The organism is Brevibacillus sp. NPDC058079 (assembly GCF_042885155.1).
Classification (GTDB): Bacteria; Bacillota; Bacilli; order Brevibacillales; family Brevibacillaceae; genus Brevibacillus.
The window spans coordinates 1,025,372-1,046,983 of sequence record NZ_JBHVSO010000001.1 but is presented as its reverse complement, the minus strand read 5'-3'; the positions used below and the strand labels follow the sequence as shown (position 1 = coordinate 1,046,983).

Here is a 21,612-nt window from a genome sequence, read left to right as displayed (position 1 = left end):
AGAACCGAAGTTCTACACTTTCTTTTTCTTCAATTCAAAATAGAACAAGACGCCATCCTCCGTATTCGTTACTCCATAGAACGCCCCATGGAGTTCTAGTATCTGCTTGGAAATAGCCAGGCCTAATCCGGTTCCTCCGGTCGAACGGTTGCGGGAATGCTCGCCTCGGTAGAAACGATCCCATATCTTCTCCAGCTGCTCGGCAGGAATCTGGACGCCTTTGTTTTCGATGCAGATCTTGACAGCATCCTCCCCTTCAACCGTCGAAATGACAATATCCTCTTGTTCCGGCGTGTAGCGTATGGCGTTTGTCAGGAAATTCACGATCACCTGCTCGATTCGATGCTGATTGGCGATGACTTCAACTGGGGATAACCGATTGTGCAACTGCAATTGCTTGCCGGCGAGGTCTGGTGCCAACTTTACGCAGATTTGCTCCAGTAGCACATCAATCCGGAACGAATCCATCTGCATTCTATACGTACCGGATTCATATTTTGCCAACTCCAACATATCCGCAACCAGCAGGTTCATCTTCTTCACTTCATCTTCCATCGCAGCAAAATAGTAGTCCCGCTTCGGGCTGTCCGCCTTATCCTTCAAAATGTATAGGCAGCTTTCCATGACGCTAAGCGGAGTTTTCAGCTCATGCGACACGCCAGCTATAAATTCTTTGCGCGTTTGCTCCAGCCGCTTTTCTTTCTCAATATCCTGCTCCAGCCGGACAATATGGTCATGTAGCATATCCGAAAGCCGATTAATATTCCGTGACAGGCTGCCGATTTCATCCTCTGTTTTGATCGGAATTTTTTCAGAGAAATCCAGCTTGGCCATTTTTTGCGTCATGTCGTCCATGCGGAGCAAAGGAGCTGCTATTCTGCGGGAATAATAGAAGGAGGCGAGCAGAACGAGCAGCAAGGTACCTGCAATGATGTAACCGTAATAACTTCTCATGATCCCCGCTGCTTCGTTTACGGGCTGCAGCGATGTCATGGCGAACAAATAGGTGGGTTTCCCTGTTTGATCGGTCACGCGCTCAACGAATATTTTGTAATCGATATTGTTTTCTTTGTAGTCCGTTATGGTGCTCGTTTGCTCCCTATCATCTCCGTATAGAAGATCCGCTTGAAAAGCTTTCACCCGTTCAAGAAATAAGCGGTTCGTATAGCGGGATACATCCGCGCCTTGCGGTGTCCGGACCTGTGTGATGGTTCCGCGCACCAAAACGCTGGGATAACGCTCATGGTATTCGGTTGGACTCTTGAATCTCGGGACGACCTCATACTCTTTTTTGACGAGTTGCTGATTCTCCAGTCGATCTTCCTCTCTGAGATTGGAGACACTCCTCCCGATCCGCTGCGGAAACAAATGATTATCGATCATGATCCCTTCCATGGCAATTTGTTGCCCCGCTTTAACAAAGGTATCGATGAAGGGGTTATCGGTGCTTACATCCTCCACATCCATGACCGTGTACAGCGGAACGACAATCGACTTGCCAGAAAAAGCAGGGGGGGCGTCCGAGTGCTCCAGACGGACCTCCATCTGGAAATCGTTCGTGTATTTTAAATAGCCTCTATCATCCAATCGAGCAAGCCAGGCATTCGTCTTTTGATAGAACTCCTGTTCCTTCCTGACTTCATCCTGGGAAGCTCCGGCATGATTCAACTCGTTTTGCCGATAGGATTGAAGGGCTTCCTTCACCTTTTCTACCTTTTGATGCACATAATACTGCTCGAAAAATACGGTTTGTCCGATAAAAATGCTCGCAATCACAGACAGGCATAATCCTGTCGTGAGCAGAAACAGCTTGCGTACAATGCTTGTTCTCATGGCCGGTCCTCGAATTTATAACCGGAACGAACAACTGTGACGATATGCTTCGCATGCTCTCCCAGCTTGGAACGCAAATTCCGAACATGGCTGCTGAGCGTTCGATCCTCGCCGATAAAGTCGTAACCCCAGATTTTTGTAATGAGCTGTTCTCTGGTGAGGATGATGCCTTTGTTTTTCATCAAGTAGGCCAAAATTTCGAATTCCGTGTGAGTCAGGCTATAATTCTTTCCCTCAATCGAGAGGGTTCGAGACGGCAAGTGAATCGTAATCCCGCCGCCGGACAACATATCCCCCGGTTCGCGCATTTGCCGGTTTTCCAGCAACCGTTTGGAGCGTGCCAGAAGGATGGGAGGACTGCACGGTTTCACCACATAATCGTCCGCCCCGAGCTCGAATCCAAGCAACGTGTCATCCTCATCCGAACGAGCTGTTAACATCAGAATGGGGACGTTGGAGACTTTGCGAATGCGTCTGCATACTGACCACCCGTCCAATTCCGGCAGCATAACGTCCAGAATGATCAAATGCACTTCATGCTCTTGAAATAACGTCAGCGCCTGACTCCCGTCCCCCGCTTCCAGCACTTCGTATCCCTCGTCCATCAAGTATTCCTTCATAATCTCTCGCAAAACCTGTTGGTCTTCCACAATCAGTATCGTTTTCGTCATGCTAATGACCTCTCGTCCTCTATCTCTCCAAAAGATATTTTTTAGAATGTTATCATGACTTTGGGGTCATCACAATATGGGCAGTATTGCCGAAGGTCCTAGAGGACGCCATTTTCTAATCAGTCTAAAACTTTATTATCTCTGCACAGCGGGGCGTTATCCATGAATTAGGGAAAGCAGTCGGTTAAATTGACCGACTGCCTCCTTTATTTTTTCAATTTGTACTTCATAGATGATTGGTTTACCTGTTGTTTATTAGTTAACGATGAAAAAAATGGTAAGGTTGGTCCAGCCAACCCCGTTCGGGACTTACACCCTAGAGCTATCTCTCATGCTCGGCGCACAACAAAAGCCAAATCTTGTCATCTAACAAGATTTGGCTCGTTTCTACTACAAATCTAACTACATACTTTCCACCAAATGATAAAACCAGCATGCCCCACGAGTTGGACAATCATCCTCATCGCTTATTTTTCAACTTTGTAATAGCGATCCCCGGTCTTTGGATTGAAGTAGACACGACGCTTTTCCTGCGTTACCGGATCGATTGTCACTTCATTCGTCGACTCAAATCCGGGCGGGACGATTTCTCCGTGGTCTGCGTGCAGTCGCTTGTCCTTGATTTTGGAAATGATTAGCAAGGTGATGAAAAGCAAGATCTGAAACACAATGTAATAAAGGACATAAATCATTCATTACACCTTTTCAACGACAACGGCTGTACCGTAAGCGACAACTTCCCCCATATTTCCCATATTTCCAGAGTCATAACGACACATTACCACAGCGTTAGCTCCCATGGCAGTTGCGTTTTTAATCATGCGGTCAAGCGCCTGTTTCCGCGCGTCCTCTAGGAGCACGGTGTATTCCTTGATTTCTCCGCCAACTACTGAACGAAGACCTGCCATGATGTCTCCCCCAATTCCGCGTGCTCGAACGATCAAACCGAATGTCGTTCCTTTTACTTCAACGACACGATATCCTGGAATGTTTTCTGTTGTTACGACGATCATTTGCTTCTCCTACTTTCTGCTTTTATTTTTGAAGATCACATGTAGCACGATGTCAGCGCTAAAATGACTAATGATCGCAGCTTCTAAACCGTATCGCCAATATAGGAAGCCAAACAAGATGCCTAAGATACCGTTTAGCAACAACGTCCATACAGTGACCACGTTGCTTTTTCCGTACGTCATGTAATTGGTTGGGAGATGGGATGCAGCGAAAACAATGGCGGCGACGCAGATGCCCAGCCAATAGGAGATTCCCATCCATCCCATCTTCTGTGCCAAAAACACGACAACAGTCATAACCCCTAGACGCATGAGCACTTCTTCGCAAACCCCTCCGTAAAAAGACGAGAGAAAGCCGTAGAACCGTGATGAAATAGGTTCTTTACCCATTATTGTAGTCATGTGTTGTTGAAAGAAAGAACGGTCCACCCATTTTACCAAGAGGCCTACGGCGATACCTGAACCAATCGCTACTGTCCACAACGACCAGATGGAAAAAGGCAGCTCCGCTCCAGACACCCAGTGATCGAGAATCCAGAGTCGAAGACCAGTGGAAGGCATGAGCCATAAGCCTATAGCAGTCGCCACAGTCAGAAATACACAAGTCTGAATGATCATAACCGCAACCATGACGGAAATAGGCGGGACTTTTTTGTTAGGGTAGATGGCTGCTTGCAGCTGCACATGTTGGCGAATCGTGTTGGATTGAATAGGTATAGTGCATAGCGCGCACAGTACGCTAACCAACCAGATCAGCCAAAAATGTTCCATTTCTACGCCTCCTCTTTAGATTTCTGATCGTTCTAAAAAGTACCAGCCCATGAAGAAAAACACGATGTTGAGTGTAAAGACACCTGCGAGACCCGGTAAACCTGTGATGAATGCTTGCGACAGAGTTGAGTTTTCTTGAATAATCATCATCGCCGCATTTGACAATCCACCTGGAGATACCATATCCAAAAATTTACCGAGAAATTGTGGAACCGTGAAGATCAGGATATTGAATACCAGCGAGGCTCCACCCGCACCAACAGCATTGTTAAAAAAGCTGGAGGCGCACAGCGTTGTTGTGACGACAAGGAATAGATTCGGTATATACATCAACGTACCTATCCATACATGGGTCCAATCTAGTTTTCCGAAAAGGATCTCTGTATAGTAGGCGGTTATCCCCATCCCGATCAGCATGCTTGCCATTGTCAACGTGTAATAGGTAATGGCTTTGGCGAGATAGTATTTAGCTCGACTGATGGGCTTGACGAATACCATGGATGCTACCCCAGAGGCTTTCTCTCCTGCAATGGATCCCATGACGATAAGGATTAGCACAAACGTGCCGAGTGAGCTAAATTTGCTAATCGCCGTCGAGAGCACTTCCGGAGCAGACGGGGTTGGAATTTTGATGACTGCCCCTTCCGGCAGTCCAGTGGAATTGGCCAAAATATCAGGGAGCATTTTCATCGTAATCGGCTGTGTAATCATTAAAGCAATAAACACAATCGGGACAATGAGTATCTTGTAGGTTTTGACCAATTCATTAAATTCTTTTCTGATCATTGGGTGGGAAGTCATCAGTTATTCACAACCTTTAGGAAAATATCTTCGAGGGTCGATACGGACAAGCGATAATACGCCAGTGTCCCGCCAGACTCCAGAAGAATGTGAGGCAGGAGTGCCTTGGCTTTTTCCATGTCATCGGTAAGAACTTTGTAAATACCGCCGTCTCGGTTCCATTCTCTGATCCAGGTTAGCCCATTCAATACATCGGTTAAATCGATGTCCTGTTGATCAAGCTTGAACTCAATCAGCGGCTCCACATGGTTTGCTCGCAGCTGATCCAAACTGGACGACAGCACCACTGTACCGTCCTTGATGATGACGATATGGTCGGCGATTCTTTCGATGTCATCCAAAATGTGGGTCGACATGAAGACAGTCATATGTTGCTTCAACTTTTCTATTAGCAATAAGACGTCATATCTGCCCATTGGGTCTAGCGCCGAAACGGGCTCGTCCAAGACGAGTAGCTTGGGGTTGTGGATGAGCGCCTGGGCAATCCCCAGACGCTGTTTCATCCCTCCGCTGTAACCGCTTATTGGGCGGTTCCTCGCCTCATTGATTCCGCATAACTCCAAGAGTTCATCTGTCCTCTGCGTAATTGTGCGCTTGTCCAATCCATAAAGTCTACCCACCCAATGCATCCACTCTGTCGCTGTCATGTAGTTGTAAAAGGCTGGGATTTGTGGACAATACCCTACTTCACTTGTGACTTTATTGCGGTCGGTCACGACGTCGTAGCCTACTACTCTCACTTTTCCTCTGGTCGGTGCAGCTAATCCGGTTAGGATGCGAATGGTAGTCGTTTTCCCGGCACCATTTCCCCCAAGAAAACCGACACAACCGATGCCATCGACGGAAAAGGTTACGTTCTTTAACGCTTTATGGTCTTTATATTCCTTTGTGAGGCCTTCACATTCAATAACTCGCAAAGAATGTCAACCCTTTCCTCGGTTCTCTTGAGCTAGTCTTTTCTGCCTACAAAGAAATACACGATCGGACCCAAGGTGTTGATAAAGATAATGCCGAGAGCCCACGGCCATTTTTTTCCACCTGCAACTCGGTACGCTTCGCGTCTAGCCAAATCAATTAAAGCAATAACTGCTAGTATCAATTGAATAGCAATGATAGGCGCAAGAAGCTGAATGTCGAATGGCATGGATAAAACCTCCAATTTTTATAGTTATTATAAAGTTTATCATTATTTTGATAATTTTCCCACCCGCCGCCATGAAATGAGGTGACGGATGGGCTTTCATTTTTTTATTGTAAAGCTTGTTCCGGTAATTTTAGTTGGCCGCTTCTGATAAAGTAATCAAGGACTTTGCCAAAAACTTCTTCGTCGATTTCCGCGCATTCAATGTCGTTTTGGCGCAGCAATCGAGTCGTTTTATTGCCTACATAGACTACACTTCCTCTGCTAGTGTGGCCGTCTGTGAACAGGTTGCCGAGTGGAGCGGCTGAATTGGCCTCGTTGCCTTTTTCTTTCGTATCTTCTTGCACCGCTTCAATCCACTCATCCATGGTGACTCGATCCAAAACAAATCCTCTGTTTTCAATCGCTGAAATCAGGTCTTCGTAATCGGTTGAGTTCGGGTTGAGCAAGTGGAAGTTTTCGCTCAAGCTCTGTTCTGTCATGGAGAGATGAACGATTCCTTTACTTGCAAAATCAACTGGCATCATGTCCAGATCGCCGCTCATGTCAGGAGCTTTGCCTAGATCTATAATCCCTGCTGCAATTCTCCACATCAGGTCGTCCTTCTGGCATGCTCCTGTTTCGCTGTCCCCAGTCATCCGGCCGCAACGGTATATCGCCGCTGGAATGCCGCGTTCGCGTGCGAGATTGACGAGATGCTCGGCTACCCACTTGCTCTGTGTATAACCGGAAGTGAGAACGCGACTGTTCTCTGGCATGTCCTCTTCGCGGAAGGCCATAGATTCTTCTGTTTCTTCGGATGCAAACGTAAAAATCGTTGAGACGAAATGCACAGGCTTGGTCTTTTTGGCTGCAGCAAGGCGGAGGATTTCCTCAGTCCCTTTTACGTTTGCTTTCTTCAGAGCTGCGTACGGATAGACAAAGTTAACGAGAGCACCGTTGTGGTAGACCACATCCACTTTCTCAGCCAGCTCGGAAAACTGATCGTCGGTCAGATTGAGCCGTGGCTGTGCCAGATCACCGATTACAGGAACAATCCGATGCGCCTGCTCCTCATTCCATAACTCATATAGCTCTAATGTTTTGCGTAGTCGTGCCATTCCTTCCTCTTCGTCAGAAGCTCGAACGAGGCAATAAATGTCAGCGTCTGTCATCTGTAGCAGGTCACGCAACAAGAAAGCACCAAGGAAACCAGTGGCTCCTGTCAACAATGCCGCTTGGAACTGGCTTGGATCACCCATGTACGGATGTTCAGGCTGAATCGCTGGATCGAGTACGACTTCATCCTTGAGATCCTTTGCGTCGATGTCATGGGAAACAGCAGAAAGACCGTGTTTGAGAATTTCCTCGATGGTCTTGGCCATACCCGCAATAGTCGGGGTCTCGAACAGGATTCGCAGCGGTACCTCAAGCTGTAGCTCTTCGCGAATCTTGAAGATAAGCTGGGTAGCGAGCAATGAGTGACCACCAACCTCAAAGAAGTTGTCGTGAACACCGATTTTGTCCATTTCCAGCACGACGGCCCAGTGGGTATGCAACATGATCTCGACTGGCGTTTGCGGCGCTTTGTATTCGACGCCTGATTCCGAGCGGTCGTATTCCGGCTTCGGTAACGCTTTGCGATCCAGTTTACCGTTTGGCGTCTTCGGTAAGCTCTCCATGATCATAAAGTGTTGCGGGATCATATAGGCTGGAAGCTTGTCAGTCAGGAAGTGGTTCAGGTCATGAGACGTACTTGTGTGATTCTCTTCGAACACGATGTACGCTACTAGACGTTTGTCCCCTTCTCTGTCTTCACGAGCGACTAGCACGACTTCCTTGACTTCAGGGTGGTGTCTCAGAACAGATTCGATTTCTCCCAACTCGATACGGTAGCCGCGGATTTTGACCTGGTAATCAACACGTCCCATAAACTGAAGATTCCCATCTGGCAAGTAGCGTACGAGATCTCCAGTCCGGTACATTCTCTCCCCTGGCTCACGGAACGGATTTTGCACAAAGCGTTCCATGGTCAGATCGGGGCGGTGGAGATAGCCACGTGCTAAGCCTGATCCACTGAGGTACAATTCTCCCGGCACGCCTACTGGCACTGGTTTGCGATGGCTATCTAATACAAATACTTGCGTATTGAACTGCGGTCGTCCGATCAGTGGTTCGCTAATGGCTCCTTTTTTCACGATGGAGTGTGTAGAGTAAACGGTGTCCTCTGTCGGCCCGTAGAGATTAAAGACTTTTTCTACGTTTTCAAAGGTATACAATTCCTGCGCCAGCTTGTTAGAAAGTGGCTCGCCGCATAGGTTCATGACGCGAACCGACGCTGAAATACCTTTCATACGCACCAGCTCCATCGCTGCGGACGGGACGGTATTGATCAGTGTCACCTGATTGGCTGCTGGCAAGGCTGGCAATTGTAATGCATTTTCCGCCATGATAACTTTGCCACCCATGGTCAGTGTTGCGAACATTTCATAGACAGACAAGTCAAAGCAGATTGATGTGGAGAACAGTACGCCGCTCATCTCTTCTGGTGTAAATGTGTCGTGTGCCCACGATAGGAAGTAACTGACGCTGCGATGCTCGAGTGCTACTCCTTTTGGATTGCCTGTAGAACCGGACGTGTAGATGACATAGATCAAATTGTCGGAATTCCCAAGCTTGGTCGGGTTCTCCTCGCTTTCGTCGGCAACTGCTTCCCAATCATTATCTAGGCAGATCACTTTGGCGTGGTGCTCAGGCAGAGTTGACAGCAGATTTTCTTGCGTTAATAGGACTGGAACCTGTGAATGTTCGATGATGTAGGCAATGCGATCTGCTGGGTAGCTTGGGTCGATTGGCACATAGGCCCCACCAGCTTTCATAATGGCCAAAAGTCCAATCATCATCTCGGTTGTCCGCTGTGTGCAGACACCGACGAGCACTTCGGGTCCTACTCCTTGCTTGCGTAAATAATGAGCCAGCTGGTTCGCTTGTCTGTTCAACTCCCTGTAGGTAGTCGTTTGATCTCCTACGATGAGAGCGATGTTGTCCGGGGCTTTCGCCACCATGTCCTCAATCATTTCATACACGCATTTTTCTTTCGGGTATGGCGCTTCTGTACGATTCCATTCGGTAATGAGTCGTTGTTCCTCTTCCTCACGCATGAGCGGTAGCAAGGTGATTGACTGATCCGGGTTGGCAATGATTTCTTCCAGAAGCTTGTGGAAATGATCAAACATTCGAATGATCGTACTGTGATCAAACAACGCCTTGTTGTACTCCAAGGTTGCGATGAGACCGTCTGATGTCTCCAACATGGTCACCGTCAAATCGAACTTCGAGGTCACGGCTTCCGCGCCGACGTCAAAGCTGCTCATTTGAATATCATGAACAGGATCTATCTGCATCGGGATGTTTTGCAGAATAAACATCACCTGGAATAGTGGCGAGTAGCTCATGCTACGCTCCAGCTGCAGTTCATCTAACAATTTTTCAAACGGTACGTCTTGGTGTGCATAAGCTCCCAGGGCTGTTTCACGAACGCGTGCAAGCAATTCGCGGAAGCTTGGTTGACCTGACATATCTGTGCGTAAAACGAGTGTATTGATGAAGTAACCGATCAACTGCTCCGTCTCTTGTTTGTTACGTCCCGCAATCGGAGTACCGACGAGAATATCTTCTTGATTCGTATAGCGGTACAACAGAGTTTGGAAGGCTGCAACCAATGTCATGAAGAGTGTCGTCGTTTCTTTTCCGCTCAGATTACGCAATTCTTCCAAGAGGTCGGCTCCAAACTGAATGGAGAGCTTCTCTCCTTCGTATGTCTGTACAGGTGGCCGCGGTCGATCTGTTGGCAGTTGCAGTAATGGTTCGCTGCCCTTGAGTTTTTCTCTCCAGTACTCGAGCTGTCCATCAAGAACCTCTCCACTTAACCATTCACGTTGCCAGACGGCAAAATCTGCATATTGGATCGGCAATTCCGTAAATGGCGATGCCACTCCTTGACTAAACGCTTTGTAATTGGTCATTAATTCGCTCATGAAAATTCCCATCGACCAACCGTCTGCAGCAATGTGGTGCATCACGAACAGGAACACAAAGTCTTTTTCGTCGAGCTGAACCAGATTTGCACGGAGCAACGGACCTTTGGTTAGGTCAAATGGCTTGAGTGTGGCCTGCTCGGCAAGGCGTTTGACTTCTGCTTCCCTTTCAGCAGGGTCCATAGCCCGCAGATCGGTATGGCTCATTATCCAATCGTCCTGAGGGTGAATCACTTGAACAGGTCGTCCGTCACGAACCTCAAAACGAGTACGCAAGCTCTCGTGACGCTGTATGATGGCTTTCAAGCTTTCTTCCCACGCGGATATGTTGAGGTCCCCTTGGATACGTAGGAAGGATGGAATATTGTTGACTGAGCTTCCTTGATTGAACTGCTCCAGGAACCACAAACGCTGCTGGGTAAATGACAATGGGAGCGGTTCTTTGCGAGATACTTTCACAATCGGTGGAGCCATCTTGATGGATGTTTGCTTGGTGAGCATAACCAGCTGTTCACTAAGCCCTTCGACTGTTGGGTATTCAAACAGCGTACGAATTTGCAACTCTACCCCAAAGATTTCCCGCAGGCGAGAAACGGTCTGCGTTGCGAGCAGGGAGTGTCCGCCTAACTCGAAAAAGTTGTCGTGTACGCCCACTTTCTCTATGGAGAGGATTTCAGTAAAGACGTTGGCGACCATTTCTTCTACTGGGGTACGTGGCGCGACATATACGGCTGTAAACTGGCCCCAATCTGGCGTAGGTAATGCTTTGCGGTCAATTTTTCCGTTGACCGTAAGGCGGATTTCCGGAAGCCACATGAAATGCGACGGGATCATGTACTCGGGAAGTTTCTCTTTGAGCCAGAGCTTGATTTCGTCTATGGACGTCTCCTGCTCCAAAGCATTGGTCAGATAGGCTACCAATCGTTTGTCACCAGGTCGAGCTTCTCGCGCAATAACGACTGCTTCTTTGATTGCCTCATGTTGTCTCAATGCCTCTGCAATTTCACCTAACTCGATACGGAACCCACGGATTTTTACCTGATCGTCGACACGACCGATGTAGTCCACGTTGCCATCTGGCAGATAACGAACGAGGTCGCCTGTTCGATAGAGTCGTTCTCCCGGTTGACCGAATGGATTCGGAATAAAACGCTCTGCTGTAAGCTCTGGACGATTCCAATAACCACGCGAAAGACTCTCGCCACCAATGTACAGCTCTCCCGGAACACCGATAGGGACTGGCTGAAGATTTCGATCTAACACGTACAGCTTGGTATTCGGGAATGGACGACCAATAGTCAGGGCATCGTCAGCATCCGTTAAAAGAGCGATGACCGTACCAACTGTTGCTTCCGTCGGTCCGTAGCAGTTATAAAATTTTCGTCCTTTTGCATAGTGGGCAACCAGTTCACGGCTGCATGCGTCTCCTCCGACCTCAAGGCAGACCAGATCCGGGTACTCTTCAACAGGTAGTGACGCGAGTACCGAAGATGCCATCGATACCTTGGTGATGCGACGTTCACGAAGGGTGCGAACGAGGTCTGGACCTGGTAACAGAGACTCACGATCTTCGATGATTAACGTTCCTCCAGAGAGCAGAGCCTGTAGAATCTCGGAAATGGAAACGTCGAAGCCAAATGACGTAAATTGCAGGACACGGCTGAACTCGTTTATTTCGAAGTAATTCATGTAAGCCTGCACCATGTTCATCACACTGCGATGCTCAACAGCTACCCCTTTCGGCAATCCAGTGGTACCGGATGTGTAGATGACATAGGCGAGATTGGTTGATACGACACCGCTTTGTGCGTTTTCTACGGACATCTGCTCGTAGAACAGTTCATCCAGGCAGATGACGTTCGCGTTCGTTTTTGTGAATGGCTCTGCAAGTCTCGCTTGTGTCAGCACGACAGCTGCTTGTGAATCTTCCAGCATGAAGGCCATTCTTTCTTCGGGATGAGCTGGGTCAACTGGTACATAGGCTGCTCCCGCTTTTAACACACCAAGAATGCCAATGATCATTTCCATGGAGCGCTCCACGCAGATGGCAACAGTCGTATCAGGCTGCACTCCTTGCGCGAGAAGCAGATGTGCTATCTGGTTGGCTTTTTGGTTCAGCTCCGCATACGTTAAGGCTTGTTGGTTATACTCAAGTGCGATGTTTTCAGGAGTTTTCGCGACTTGTTGTTCAAATGCTGCATGGATGCAAAGATCGCGTGGATACTCCTTCTCCGTGCGATTCCACTCGATGAGTACCTGCTCGCGCTCGATATCATCTATCAACGTCACGTCACTCAGAAGCATCTCCGGAGACTTGCTCATAGTGACCATGAGTTGGGTAATTTGGCTCAAGACCCGGTCGATCATCGCGTCATCAAAACGGTTTTGTTCATACTTGAGTTTGATGGCCACTTGTTTGCCTGGTGCTGCCACCAAGGTAAGTGGATAATTCGTTTGTTCGACGGCTGCTACGTCGTGAATTTCCAAAGAAACACTGGGTATAGCCGAATTGGACTCGTCTGTTTCTTGCCCTGCTGCTTGTACAGCCGGATAGTTCTCAAATACGAGTATCGATTCAAACAGCGCAGATCCACGCGGCAGTTCGCTCCATCCTTGGATGTCGAACAGCGGAGTGTATTCATATTGGCGTATCTCTAGCTGTCTGTGCTGCAAGTCTCTCAGCCACTCTAGCATGGTCGCGTTCGTCTGCAATGATATCCGTACAGGTAAGGTATTGATGAAGGAGCCTACGATCGTCTCAACATTGGAGAGGTCTGCCGGACGCCCTGAACCTGTCGCCCCAAAAATGACTTCCTCTTCCCCGCTGTAGCTTCCCAGAATCCAGCCCCACGCCGCTTGTACCAAGGTATTGAGTGTTAACTGGTGTTCGCGTACGAATTTTTGCAAATGCTCGCTTGTTTCTTCTGTTAAGAGGATGCTCTTCTCTGAGTATTGCTTCGGTCCCGCAGTGACTACTGTTTTGCTCATTCCCAAGGTGGTTGGTTCGTGGAAGCCTTTTAGTTGGTTTACCCAGAATTGCTTGGCTTCCTGCATATCCTGACGTTTCAACCAAGCAATGTACTGGGAAAACGGCTGAGGATGTCCAAGCTTAACTTCTTGCCCTTCGCTGATCGAGGCATAATAGGCAAACAGTTCATTCAGTACCAAAGGAACGCTCCAACCATCAAGTAGAACGTGATGGAAGCTCCAAACGAAGCGATAACTTTCTTCTCCTGTTCGGAAGACAACCCATCGTGACAAAGGTGCATGTGTAATATCGAAGCTTCGTCTACGGTCTTCCTCTAGAAAAGCGGTAAACATCTCATCCTGTACATCCGAATGCAAATGGCGCCAATCTTCCTGACAAAGAGATACGTTTACCTCTTTGCGGACAATTTGATGTGCTTGATTCAGACCTTCCCAGATGAAGTACGTTCTCAGAATGGAATGGCGGTCCATAACTTTTTGCCATGCTTGCTCGAATACCGGCACATTCAGGTTCTTGAAATGAATGGCAAATTGAACGACGTAATCCCCGCTGTCGCTTGCATACAGGGAGTGGAACAGCATCCCCTGTTGGAGCGGTGAAAGTGTATAGATATCCTCGATATGTCGGTCAGAACCGATGTGCTTGTCGATGTTCTTCTGCTCCAATTCTGCCAGAGGAAAATCGGATGGTGAGTAACCGCCAGCTTCCTCTGTCGCACAATGGGCAATAATCTCACGAAGCGCATCCATAAAGTCCTTCGCGACTGCTGTAATCGTGCTCTCTAGATGAATCTTCTCACTGTATCGCCAAGTCACATGCAGTTGTTCCCCTGCAACGACACTATTTACGTCGATCAGGTGGTGTCGCCCAGCGGCTGGGCTAAGGTTGGAACCGCTGGACTCAGGTGCCCAGCCAAATAAGGAATCGCCATCGACAATCTGATCGATTTTGCCCATGTAGTTGAACAGCACTTGTGCTTGAATATGGGAAATTTCATCGACAATATTCTGATCCGCATGGAGGTAACGAAGAACGCCGTAACCAAGCCCTTTGTTTGGGATCGCACGCAATTCTTCTTTGGTCGTCAAAAGTGCTTTTCCTACGGAGAATGTTTCGTCCCATTGAAGGTGCACCGGATACATGCTGGTGAACCAGCCGATGGTACGGGACAAATCGATTCTCTCTGACAATTCTTCACGGCCATGCCCTTCTACGTTTACGAACACAGATCGATTACCCGTCCACCTAGTAAGTGACTTCGCCAAAGCGGTTAGCAGGACGTCATTGATCTGAGTGCGGTATGCCTGCGGTACGTTTTGCAGGAGTGCTTTGGTTTCTTCGCTGGTCAATGTAGCGCTGACGGACTTTGTCGTTGCTTCTGTATTTTCCCCATCATCTGTCACGTCCACAGGTAGTTGTGCTGAATCGACGGAGGATTTGCTCATCCAGTATTTTTTTTCGTTTTGCAAAGCATCTGAATTCGCGTAGCGCTCCAGTTCATCCGCCCATTCTTTGTAGGAGGTAGTTTTCGCTGGTAGTTTCACCTCTTGCCCTGCGGCAATTTGTTGGTAGGCGTTTTGCAAGTCCTCGAGAATGATGCGCCACGATACCCCGTCTATGACTAAGTGGTGAGCGACGATCAACAAACGATTGGGTTGATCTTGACCCAAATCGAAATAAATGGACTGAACCACATGCCCTTCAAACAAATTCAGACTTCCCTGCGTCTCATCTGCAATCTTTTCGATGGCCTTGAATTGCTCATCTGGTGTAAGGTGGGACAGATTTTCGATCCGGAATGGAATCGTATCACTTGGCGCATCCATCTCTTGCTTCCAGCCGAACTCTGTCTGTGTATAGCGCATGCGTAAAGCATCGTGCTGAAGGAGTAAGTGCCCTACCGCTTGTTTCAGTGCTTCCTGATCAATGCCTGCCTGGATGGAGAGCAGCACGGATTGATTCCAGTGATGTCTGTTCTTCAACGGAAGCTGGAAGAACCACTTCTGAATCGGCAAGAGTGGCAATTCGCCGATAATAGGACCTTGTTCAGCAAATATCGCTTCTTTTTCCTCTACGACCTCTGCTAATTCAGCGATGGTTTGGTATTCGAATAATTGCTTCGGTGTGAGCCTTAGACCTGATTGATTGGCACGTGACACAATCTGGATACTGAGAATCGAATCACCGCCTAGCTCGAAGAAATTATCGTGTATTCCAATTTGGTCAATACCGAGAACTTCTTTCCATATAGCGGCAAGGTGTTGCTCCTTCTCCGTAGTTGGTGAAACAAATTGTCCTTCCAACTCAGGACGATTGAAATCAGGTGCAGGCAAATTTTTGCGATCTACCTTTCCATTTGGTGTGAGCGGCAGATAATCTAACGGGATGAAAAACGCAGGAACCATGTAATCAGGCAGTACTTCCTTTAGCGCTTTGCGGATGTCACTTGTGGCAATCTCCGTGTCCGCTTCTAAAACCAGGTAGGAAGCAAGACGCTTTGTTCCTTGATGATCCGTGCAGACAGTGACCACTGCTTCTTTTACCGCAGCGTGAGCGAGAATGGCTGTTTCTACTTCCCCCAGTTCGACGCGGAATCCACGAATACTCGTCTGATCATCTGCACGACCAATGAACTCAATGTTGCTGTCCTCCAGGTAGCGCACCAAATCCCCTGTACGGTAGAGACGTGCTCCTTCTATTTCACTAAAAGGATGAGTGACAAAGCGCTCTTGTGTCAGTTCGGGACGGTTCAGGTAGCCGCGCGCCAAGGAACTTCCACCAATGTATAGCTCACCAGTGACTCCTACGGGTGCTGGCTGCATACGCGCATCGAGAATATAGACTTGCACGTTGTCAATAGGACGTCCAATGGATGGTGCAAAGCTTTGTCCAGTCCCTATCGGAACGATACCAGCTGTGGCAACAACTGCGTTTTCGGTTGGACCGTATTGGTTCACCAGGGTAAACGGCAGATTCGCACTTGGATAGTGATGGAGCTTGTCTCCTCCTGTCAGCATGTAACGAAGCTTGGTATGGCTCGGCCAATCCAGAGCCAGCAAGCTCTCTGTTAAAGGCGTCGGCAAAAAGCTGATGGTGATCTCAGAATGGATGATCCAATCACGGAGTTTTTCCGGTACAAGACGGATTTCCTCTTCTGGTAAATAAAGTGTGGCTCCTTTTGTCAAATAAGGCCAAATTTCCCATACAGATGCGTCAAATGCCGTCCCGGAGATCTGCGACGCACGATCTGCGGACGTGACATTATATACGCGTTGATGCCAAGAAATTAGATTGAGAAGCGCGACGTGCTCGATCTCAACCCCTTTTGGCGTGCCTGTCGAACCAGATGTATAGATGACGTAAGCAAGCTGGTTCGTCGTAGTCAAGTTCATTGGAGTCGTCGTATTTTCTCGGGAGATCGACTCCCAGTCTGAGTCTAGGCAAATCAATTGGCTCGTACCCGCAGGGAGTTTTTCTGCGAGTCTGGCTTGTGTAAGTACAATCGACATACCTGCATCCTGCATCATGAAGGCGAGACGATCCTTGGGATATGCTGGGTCCATTGGTACGTAGGCACCGCCAGCTTTCATGATTGCCAGTTGACCGATCAGCATCTCGATAGAGCGCTCAACGCAGATCCCTACCAGATTTTCCTGACCAATTCCCTGTTTCTGCAGATAATGCGCCAGTTGATTCGCTTTGGCATTCAATTCCGCGCAGGTAATAGATTGGTCGCGTGTGAGAACAGCCGGCTGGTCGGGCATTTCATGAGCGAGCTGATCCACCAGTTCATGCACGCAAAGATCCTTGGAGTAAGCAACTACGGTGTTGTTCCATTCAGATACTACCTGCTGCTGCTCCGTCTCCCCCATCAGTTGTAGAGCGGTGATGTCTTGATTTGCGTTCGCAGCAACGGCTTTGAGCAGCTGGGTAAAGTGTTCGATCATTCGTTCTACTGTGTTCTGATTAAATAGTGATGTGTTGTACTCGAATGTAGCGGACAGACCCTCTACCGTCTCTGCCATCGTCAAGGTGAGATCAAACTTGGTTGTCTCTACCTGTTGATTCCCTTTTGGTGGCAAAATGCGAATCCCTTCAAGCGCTTCTACCTGAACCGGAATATTTTGCAGAACGAACATCACTTGGAACAATGGTGAGTAGCTGAGACTGCGCTCTAATTGCAGCTCGTCTACGAGCTTTTCAAAGGGTAGATCTTGATGGGAATAGGCTCCCAAGGCTGTTTCTCGCACACGGCTTAGTACCTCTCTGAAACTAGGGTCGCCTGACAAATCTGTTCGCATGGCCAATGTGTTGATGAAAAATCCAATTAATCCTTCTGTCTCTTGGTGACTGCGTCCTGCTACAGGAGTACCGACGAGGATGTCGTCTTGTCCTGTATATCGATACAGAAATACTTGGAATGCGGCGAGCAACGTCATAAACAACGTCGTACCTTCGCGTTTGCTCAAGGAAAGCAGATCCGTCATCAATTCCTTGTCAAACATCAGTGTGATGCTGTTTCCTTCGTAGGACTGTACAGCAGGACGAGGACGATCTGTCGGCAAGGCGAGAAGCGGTTCTGCTGCACCCAGCTTTGCACGCCAGTAGGACAGTTGTTTTTCCAAAACGTCTCCTGTAAGCCATTCGCGCTGCCATGCCGCATAATCTGCGTATTGTATAGGCAGGTTGGTTAGTTGCGGTACTTCTGATTTGCTAAATGCCTGATAGCAGGTAAATAATTCACTGAGTAAAACACCCGCTGACCAACCATCGGCGATGATATGGTGTACGTTCAGCAGGAAGATGAAATCCTGCTCTCCTGTTTGAATAATCGTCGCACGCATGAGCGGTCCTGTGACGAGGTCAAACGGCTTATTCGCATCTTCTTTGGTCAAGCGTTGTCCTTCGTCGTCTCGTCTATCTTCTGGCAGCTCTCGTATATCCATTCTGCTCAGTTTCCAATCAATCTCTGGATGAATCACCTGAACGGCTTCCCCGTTGATATCGGAGAACGTTGTACGCAAGCTCTCGTGACGGCAGATAATCATCTGCAAGCTTTGCTCTAGTGCTTCAATGTTAAGCTCTCCTTGCAAACGAACAGCAGTTGGGATGTTGTAGAGCGCACTGTTTGGCATCAAGCGGTCAAAGAACCATAAGCGCTGCTGTGCAAAGGAAAGCGGCAAATGTCGATCACGTGAAACTGGTACGAGCGGAATGCTGGAAAGTCCAGAATTGTCCTCGTTCATGGATACAATCAATTCACTGAGTCTGTTGACTGTTGAATATTCGAACAAGGCACGGAGCGGTAAATCTATGCTAAACGCTTCTTTTAAGCGAGAGATGGTTTGCGTAGCCAAAAGAGAATGGCCTCCAAGCTCAAAGAAATCGTCGTAGCTACCGATTCGTTCTACCGAGAGAACCTGCGACCAGATGTTGGCTACCAGCTCCTCTGTAGGAGTACGGGGGGCAACATAATTACGCTGCGTGGAAAGTTGTCCCCAATCTGGTACTGGTAGTGCTCGTCGATCTACTTTTCCATTAACCGTGAGCGGAATCGTCTCTAGCCATACAAAGCCCGCTGGTATCATGTATTCAGGCAACGATTCTTTCAGGAAAAGAACGAGCTCCTCGGCGGTTGGCTTGTCTCCCGTTGCTACCAGATATGCGGCCAAGCGTTTGCCTCCGGCTTTTTCTTCACGGACGATGACCACAGCTTCATGGACGGCAGAATGCTGTCTGAGTGAATTTTCAATTTCCCCCAATTCAATGCGGAAACCGCGAATTTTGACTTGATCATCCATACGTCCAAGGAATTCGAGGTTGCCGTCTTGCAGATAGCGAACAAGGTCGCCCGTCCGATAGAGTAGCTCTCCTTCTTTGCCGAACGGATGAGTGATAAAGCGCTCTTCTGTTTGTTCTGGACGATTCCAGTAGCCGCGAGCCAAGCCTTTTCCTCCGATATACAGTTCACCTGGTACACCGATAGGCACGGGCTGCCTGTTAGCATCCAGAACGTACATCGTCGCGTTGGCAATTGGCCGACCGATAGGCGGATTACTCATTCCAACCTCGCAACGCATCATAGTGGAGCAGACCGTTGCTTCCGTTGGACCGTAGCAGTTGAAGAACTGGCGATTCGTCGCATAGCGTGCCACAAGTTCACGGCTCGGAGCTTCTCCGCCTACAATCAAGGTGCAAAGGTCAGGCAGGTCTGCTTCAGGTAGTGCTGCCAGTACGGAAGAAACCATGGATACGGTGGTAATGCGTTGTTCTTGCAAAACCTGGATCAGCTCAGGGCCTGGCAAAAGGGACTCTCGATCCTCGATGACCAGCGTCGCACCAGCGAGTAAGGCCATAACCATCTCGGACACCGATACGTCGAAGCTAAACGAGGTAAATTGCAGAACACGACTGGTTGGCTGAATATCAAAAGCATGGATCAAGGCATGAGCCATGTTTATCACACTGTGGTGCTCGACCATTACCCCTTTTGGCTGTCCTGTTGAACCAGATGTATAGATAACGTAGGCAAGGTTATGTTCTGTAACCTTGCAAGCAACGTTGGCGATAGGTTCATTTATTAAAGGATTGCCGTCTACACAAATGACAGTCGCCTGTGTTGCTGGCAAGATGTCCATGAGAGATTGCTGGGTCAGCAACACATTTGTTTGTGAATCTTCGATCATATAGGCGATGCGTTCTTGCGGGTAAGCCGGGTCAATCGGTACGTAGGCAGCTCCTGATTTTAAGACGCCGAGAATACCGATGATCATTTCAGGGGAACGATGTACGCATATGCCTACGAGTGTATCCGGTTTTACGCCTTTGCTTACGAGCTGATGGGCCAGTTGGTTTGCTCGCTCGTTTAGTTCCTTGTAGGTGAGCTCTACGTTTTTAAAGGTAACGGCAATCGCATCTGGTGATTTCTCCACTTGTTGTTCAAACGCCTGATGAACGCACAGGCCGCTCGGATATTCCTCCGCCGTCTGGTTCCACTGAACGAGAACCTGTTCACGTTCGTTTTCGCTGATCATAGAAAGGTCGGCAATCCGTTGCTTGGCGTTTTTGGCGATAGAGATTAGTAGTGAATGAAGCTGATCAAGAACTCGCTCAATAGATGGGAGCTCAAACTGACTTTCATCAAATTTGACTTTGATGTCGATTGTTTTGCCTGATGCCGCAACCAGAGTAAATGGATAATTGGTTTGCTCCTCGGCATGTACATCCACGATCGAAAGCTCACTCTCTCCACTACCGCCACTAGAATTACCGACAGGAGTATTTTCAAAGACGAGAATGCTCTCAAACAGAGATTGTCCACGCGGCAAGTCGCTCCAGCCTTGAATTTCCACCAGTGGGGTATATTCGTACTGGCGGAAGTCGGCTTGCTGTTGTTGCAGAGATTTGAGCCAATTGATAACGCTCTCCTCTGCTTTTACCTGCACGCGGACAGGGAGTGTATTAATAAACAGACCAATCATCGTCTCGACTCCAGGCAAATCGGCAGGACGTCCGGATACAGTGGCACCAAAAATAATATCGTCCTGTCCACTGTAGCGATTCAACAGCAGTGCCCATGCGCCTTGCACAATCGTGTTGACCGTCAGGCGATGTTGACGGGCCAATGTCTGTAATGATTTGGAGATTGGCTCGGAAACGGTCAGATCTAGCTCCCGATAATTTTTCTGATCAAGGTACGGGTTTTTATAAGCTCGACCGAATGAAAGTGGCGTGGTTTCCGTAAAGCCTTGTAGATACGTGCGCCAAAACGCCTCCGCTTGCTTCAAGTCCTGCTTTTTCAGCCAGACGATGTAGTCACGGTAAGATTTAACCGGAGGAAGTTGTACAGGCTGCCCATTGCAGAGCATGTTGTAAGCCGCAAACACTTCCCCGAATACTAACGGCATACTCCACCCGTCTATCAGTACGTGGTGCAAAGTCCACGAGAATTGAAAGGTATTCCTATTCAAACGGAACAGATTTAATCTCATCAATGGTGCTTCTTCGATATTGAAACCACGTTTGCGATCATCTTTGGTAAAGGTATGAAGAAACGCTTCTTGTTCGGAAGAAGAAAGATGAATAATGTCATGTTCCACCAGGGAAACCTTCAGCTCTTTCAAGACAACCTGGACGTATTCTTTTACTTTCCCGCCAATAAACCTGGTGCGAAAAATAGCGTGTCTGTCTACGAGGCATTGCCATGCCTGTTCGAATAACGGAATGTTCAAGGGACCTTGCAGCTTCAACCCCATCTGTACGATATAGGCTCCGGACTCTGGTTCCAACAAGCTGTGGAAAATGAGTCCTTGCTGCAAAGGAGTAACGGGATAATACGTTTCAATGTTATTCATCTTCTCCTGCCCACTCCCATAAA

Annotated in this window: 9 protein-coding genes; all 9 read right to left on the bottom strand. The window is 48.3% G+C overall.

What is annotated here, in order from left to right; translation table 11 throughout:
* Positions 1-12: 12 nt before the first annotated feature.
* Complete coding sequence (locus tag ACFVS2_RS04650; protein ID WP_390231519.1) at positions 13-1,833, bottom strand: sensor histidine kinase; 1,821 nt, start codon at positions 1,831-1,833, stop codon at positions 13-15.
* Complete coding sequence (locus ACFVS2_RS04645; RefSeq protein ID WP_390231516.1) at positions 1,830-2,504, bottom strand: response regulator transcription factor; 675 nt, start codon at positions 2,502-2,504, stop codon at positions 1,830-1,832. Before ACFVS2_RS04645 ends, ACFVS2_RS04650 begins: the two co-directional genes overlap by 4 nt.
* 467 nt (positions 2,505-2,971) lie before the next feature.
* Positions 2,972-3,196 (bottom strand): hypothetical protein, encoded by a 225-nt coding sequence (locus tag ACFVS2_RS04640; RefSeq protein WP_173619277.1) that lies wholly within the window; start codon positions 3,194-3,196, stop codon positions 2,972-2,974.
* A 3-nt stretch (positions 3,197-3,199) separates the two neighbouring features.
* Positions 3,200-3,517, bottom strand: a complete 318-nt coding sequence (locus ACFVS2_RS04635) for a heavy metal-binding domain-containing protein (protein ID WP_007729137.1) — start codon at positions 3,515-3,517, stop codon at positions 3,200-3,202.
* A gap of 9 nt (positions 3,518-3,526) precedes the next feature.
* Complete coding sequence (locus ACFVS2_RS04630; RefSeq protein ID WP_390231512.1) at positions 3,527-4,288, bottom strand: CPBP family glutamic-type intramembrane protease; 762 nt, start codon at positions 4,286-4,288, stop codon at positions 3,527-3,529.
* Positions 4,289-4,303: 15 nt separating this feature from the next.
* Complete coding sequence (locus ACFVS2_RS04625) at positions 4,304-5,089, bottom strand: ABC transporter permease (RefSeq protein WP_173619275.1); 786 nt, start codon at positions 5,087-5,089, stop codon at positions 4,304-4,306.
* Positions 5,089-6,006 carry an ABC transporter ATP-binding protein gene (locus ACFVS2_RS04620; protein WP_390231508.1) on the bottom strand — a complete coding sequence of 306 codons (918 nt, stop codon included), beginning with the start codon at positions 6,004-6,006 and terminating at the stop codon, positions 5,089-5,091. The genes ACFVS2_RS04625 and ACFVS2_RS04620 overlap by 1 nt, the downstream gene beginning before the upstream one ends.
* A gap of 32 nt (positions 6,007-6,038) precedes the next feature.
* On the bottom strand, positions 6,039-6,233 hold the full coding sequence (locus ACFVS2_RS04615; RefSeq protein ID WP_007729128.1) for a PLD nuclease N-terminal domain-containing protein: 195 nt from the start codon (positions 6,231-6,233) through the stop codon (positions 6,039-6,041).
* A 104-nt stretch (positions 6,234-6,337) separates the two neighbouring features.
* Positions 6,338-21,589, bottom strand: coding sequence for a linear gramicidin non-ribosomal peptide synthetase LgrD (gene lgrD / locus ACFVS2_RS04610; protein WP_390231504.1), 15,252 nt, complete (start codon positions 21,587-21,589; stop codon positions 6,338-6,340).
* Between the last annotated feature and the right edge of the window lie 23 nt (positions 21,590-21,612).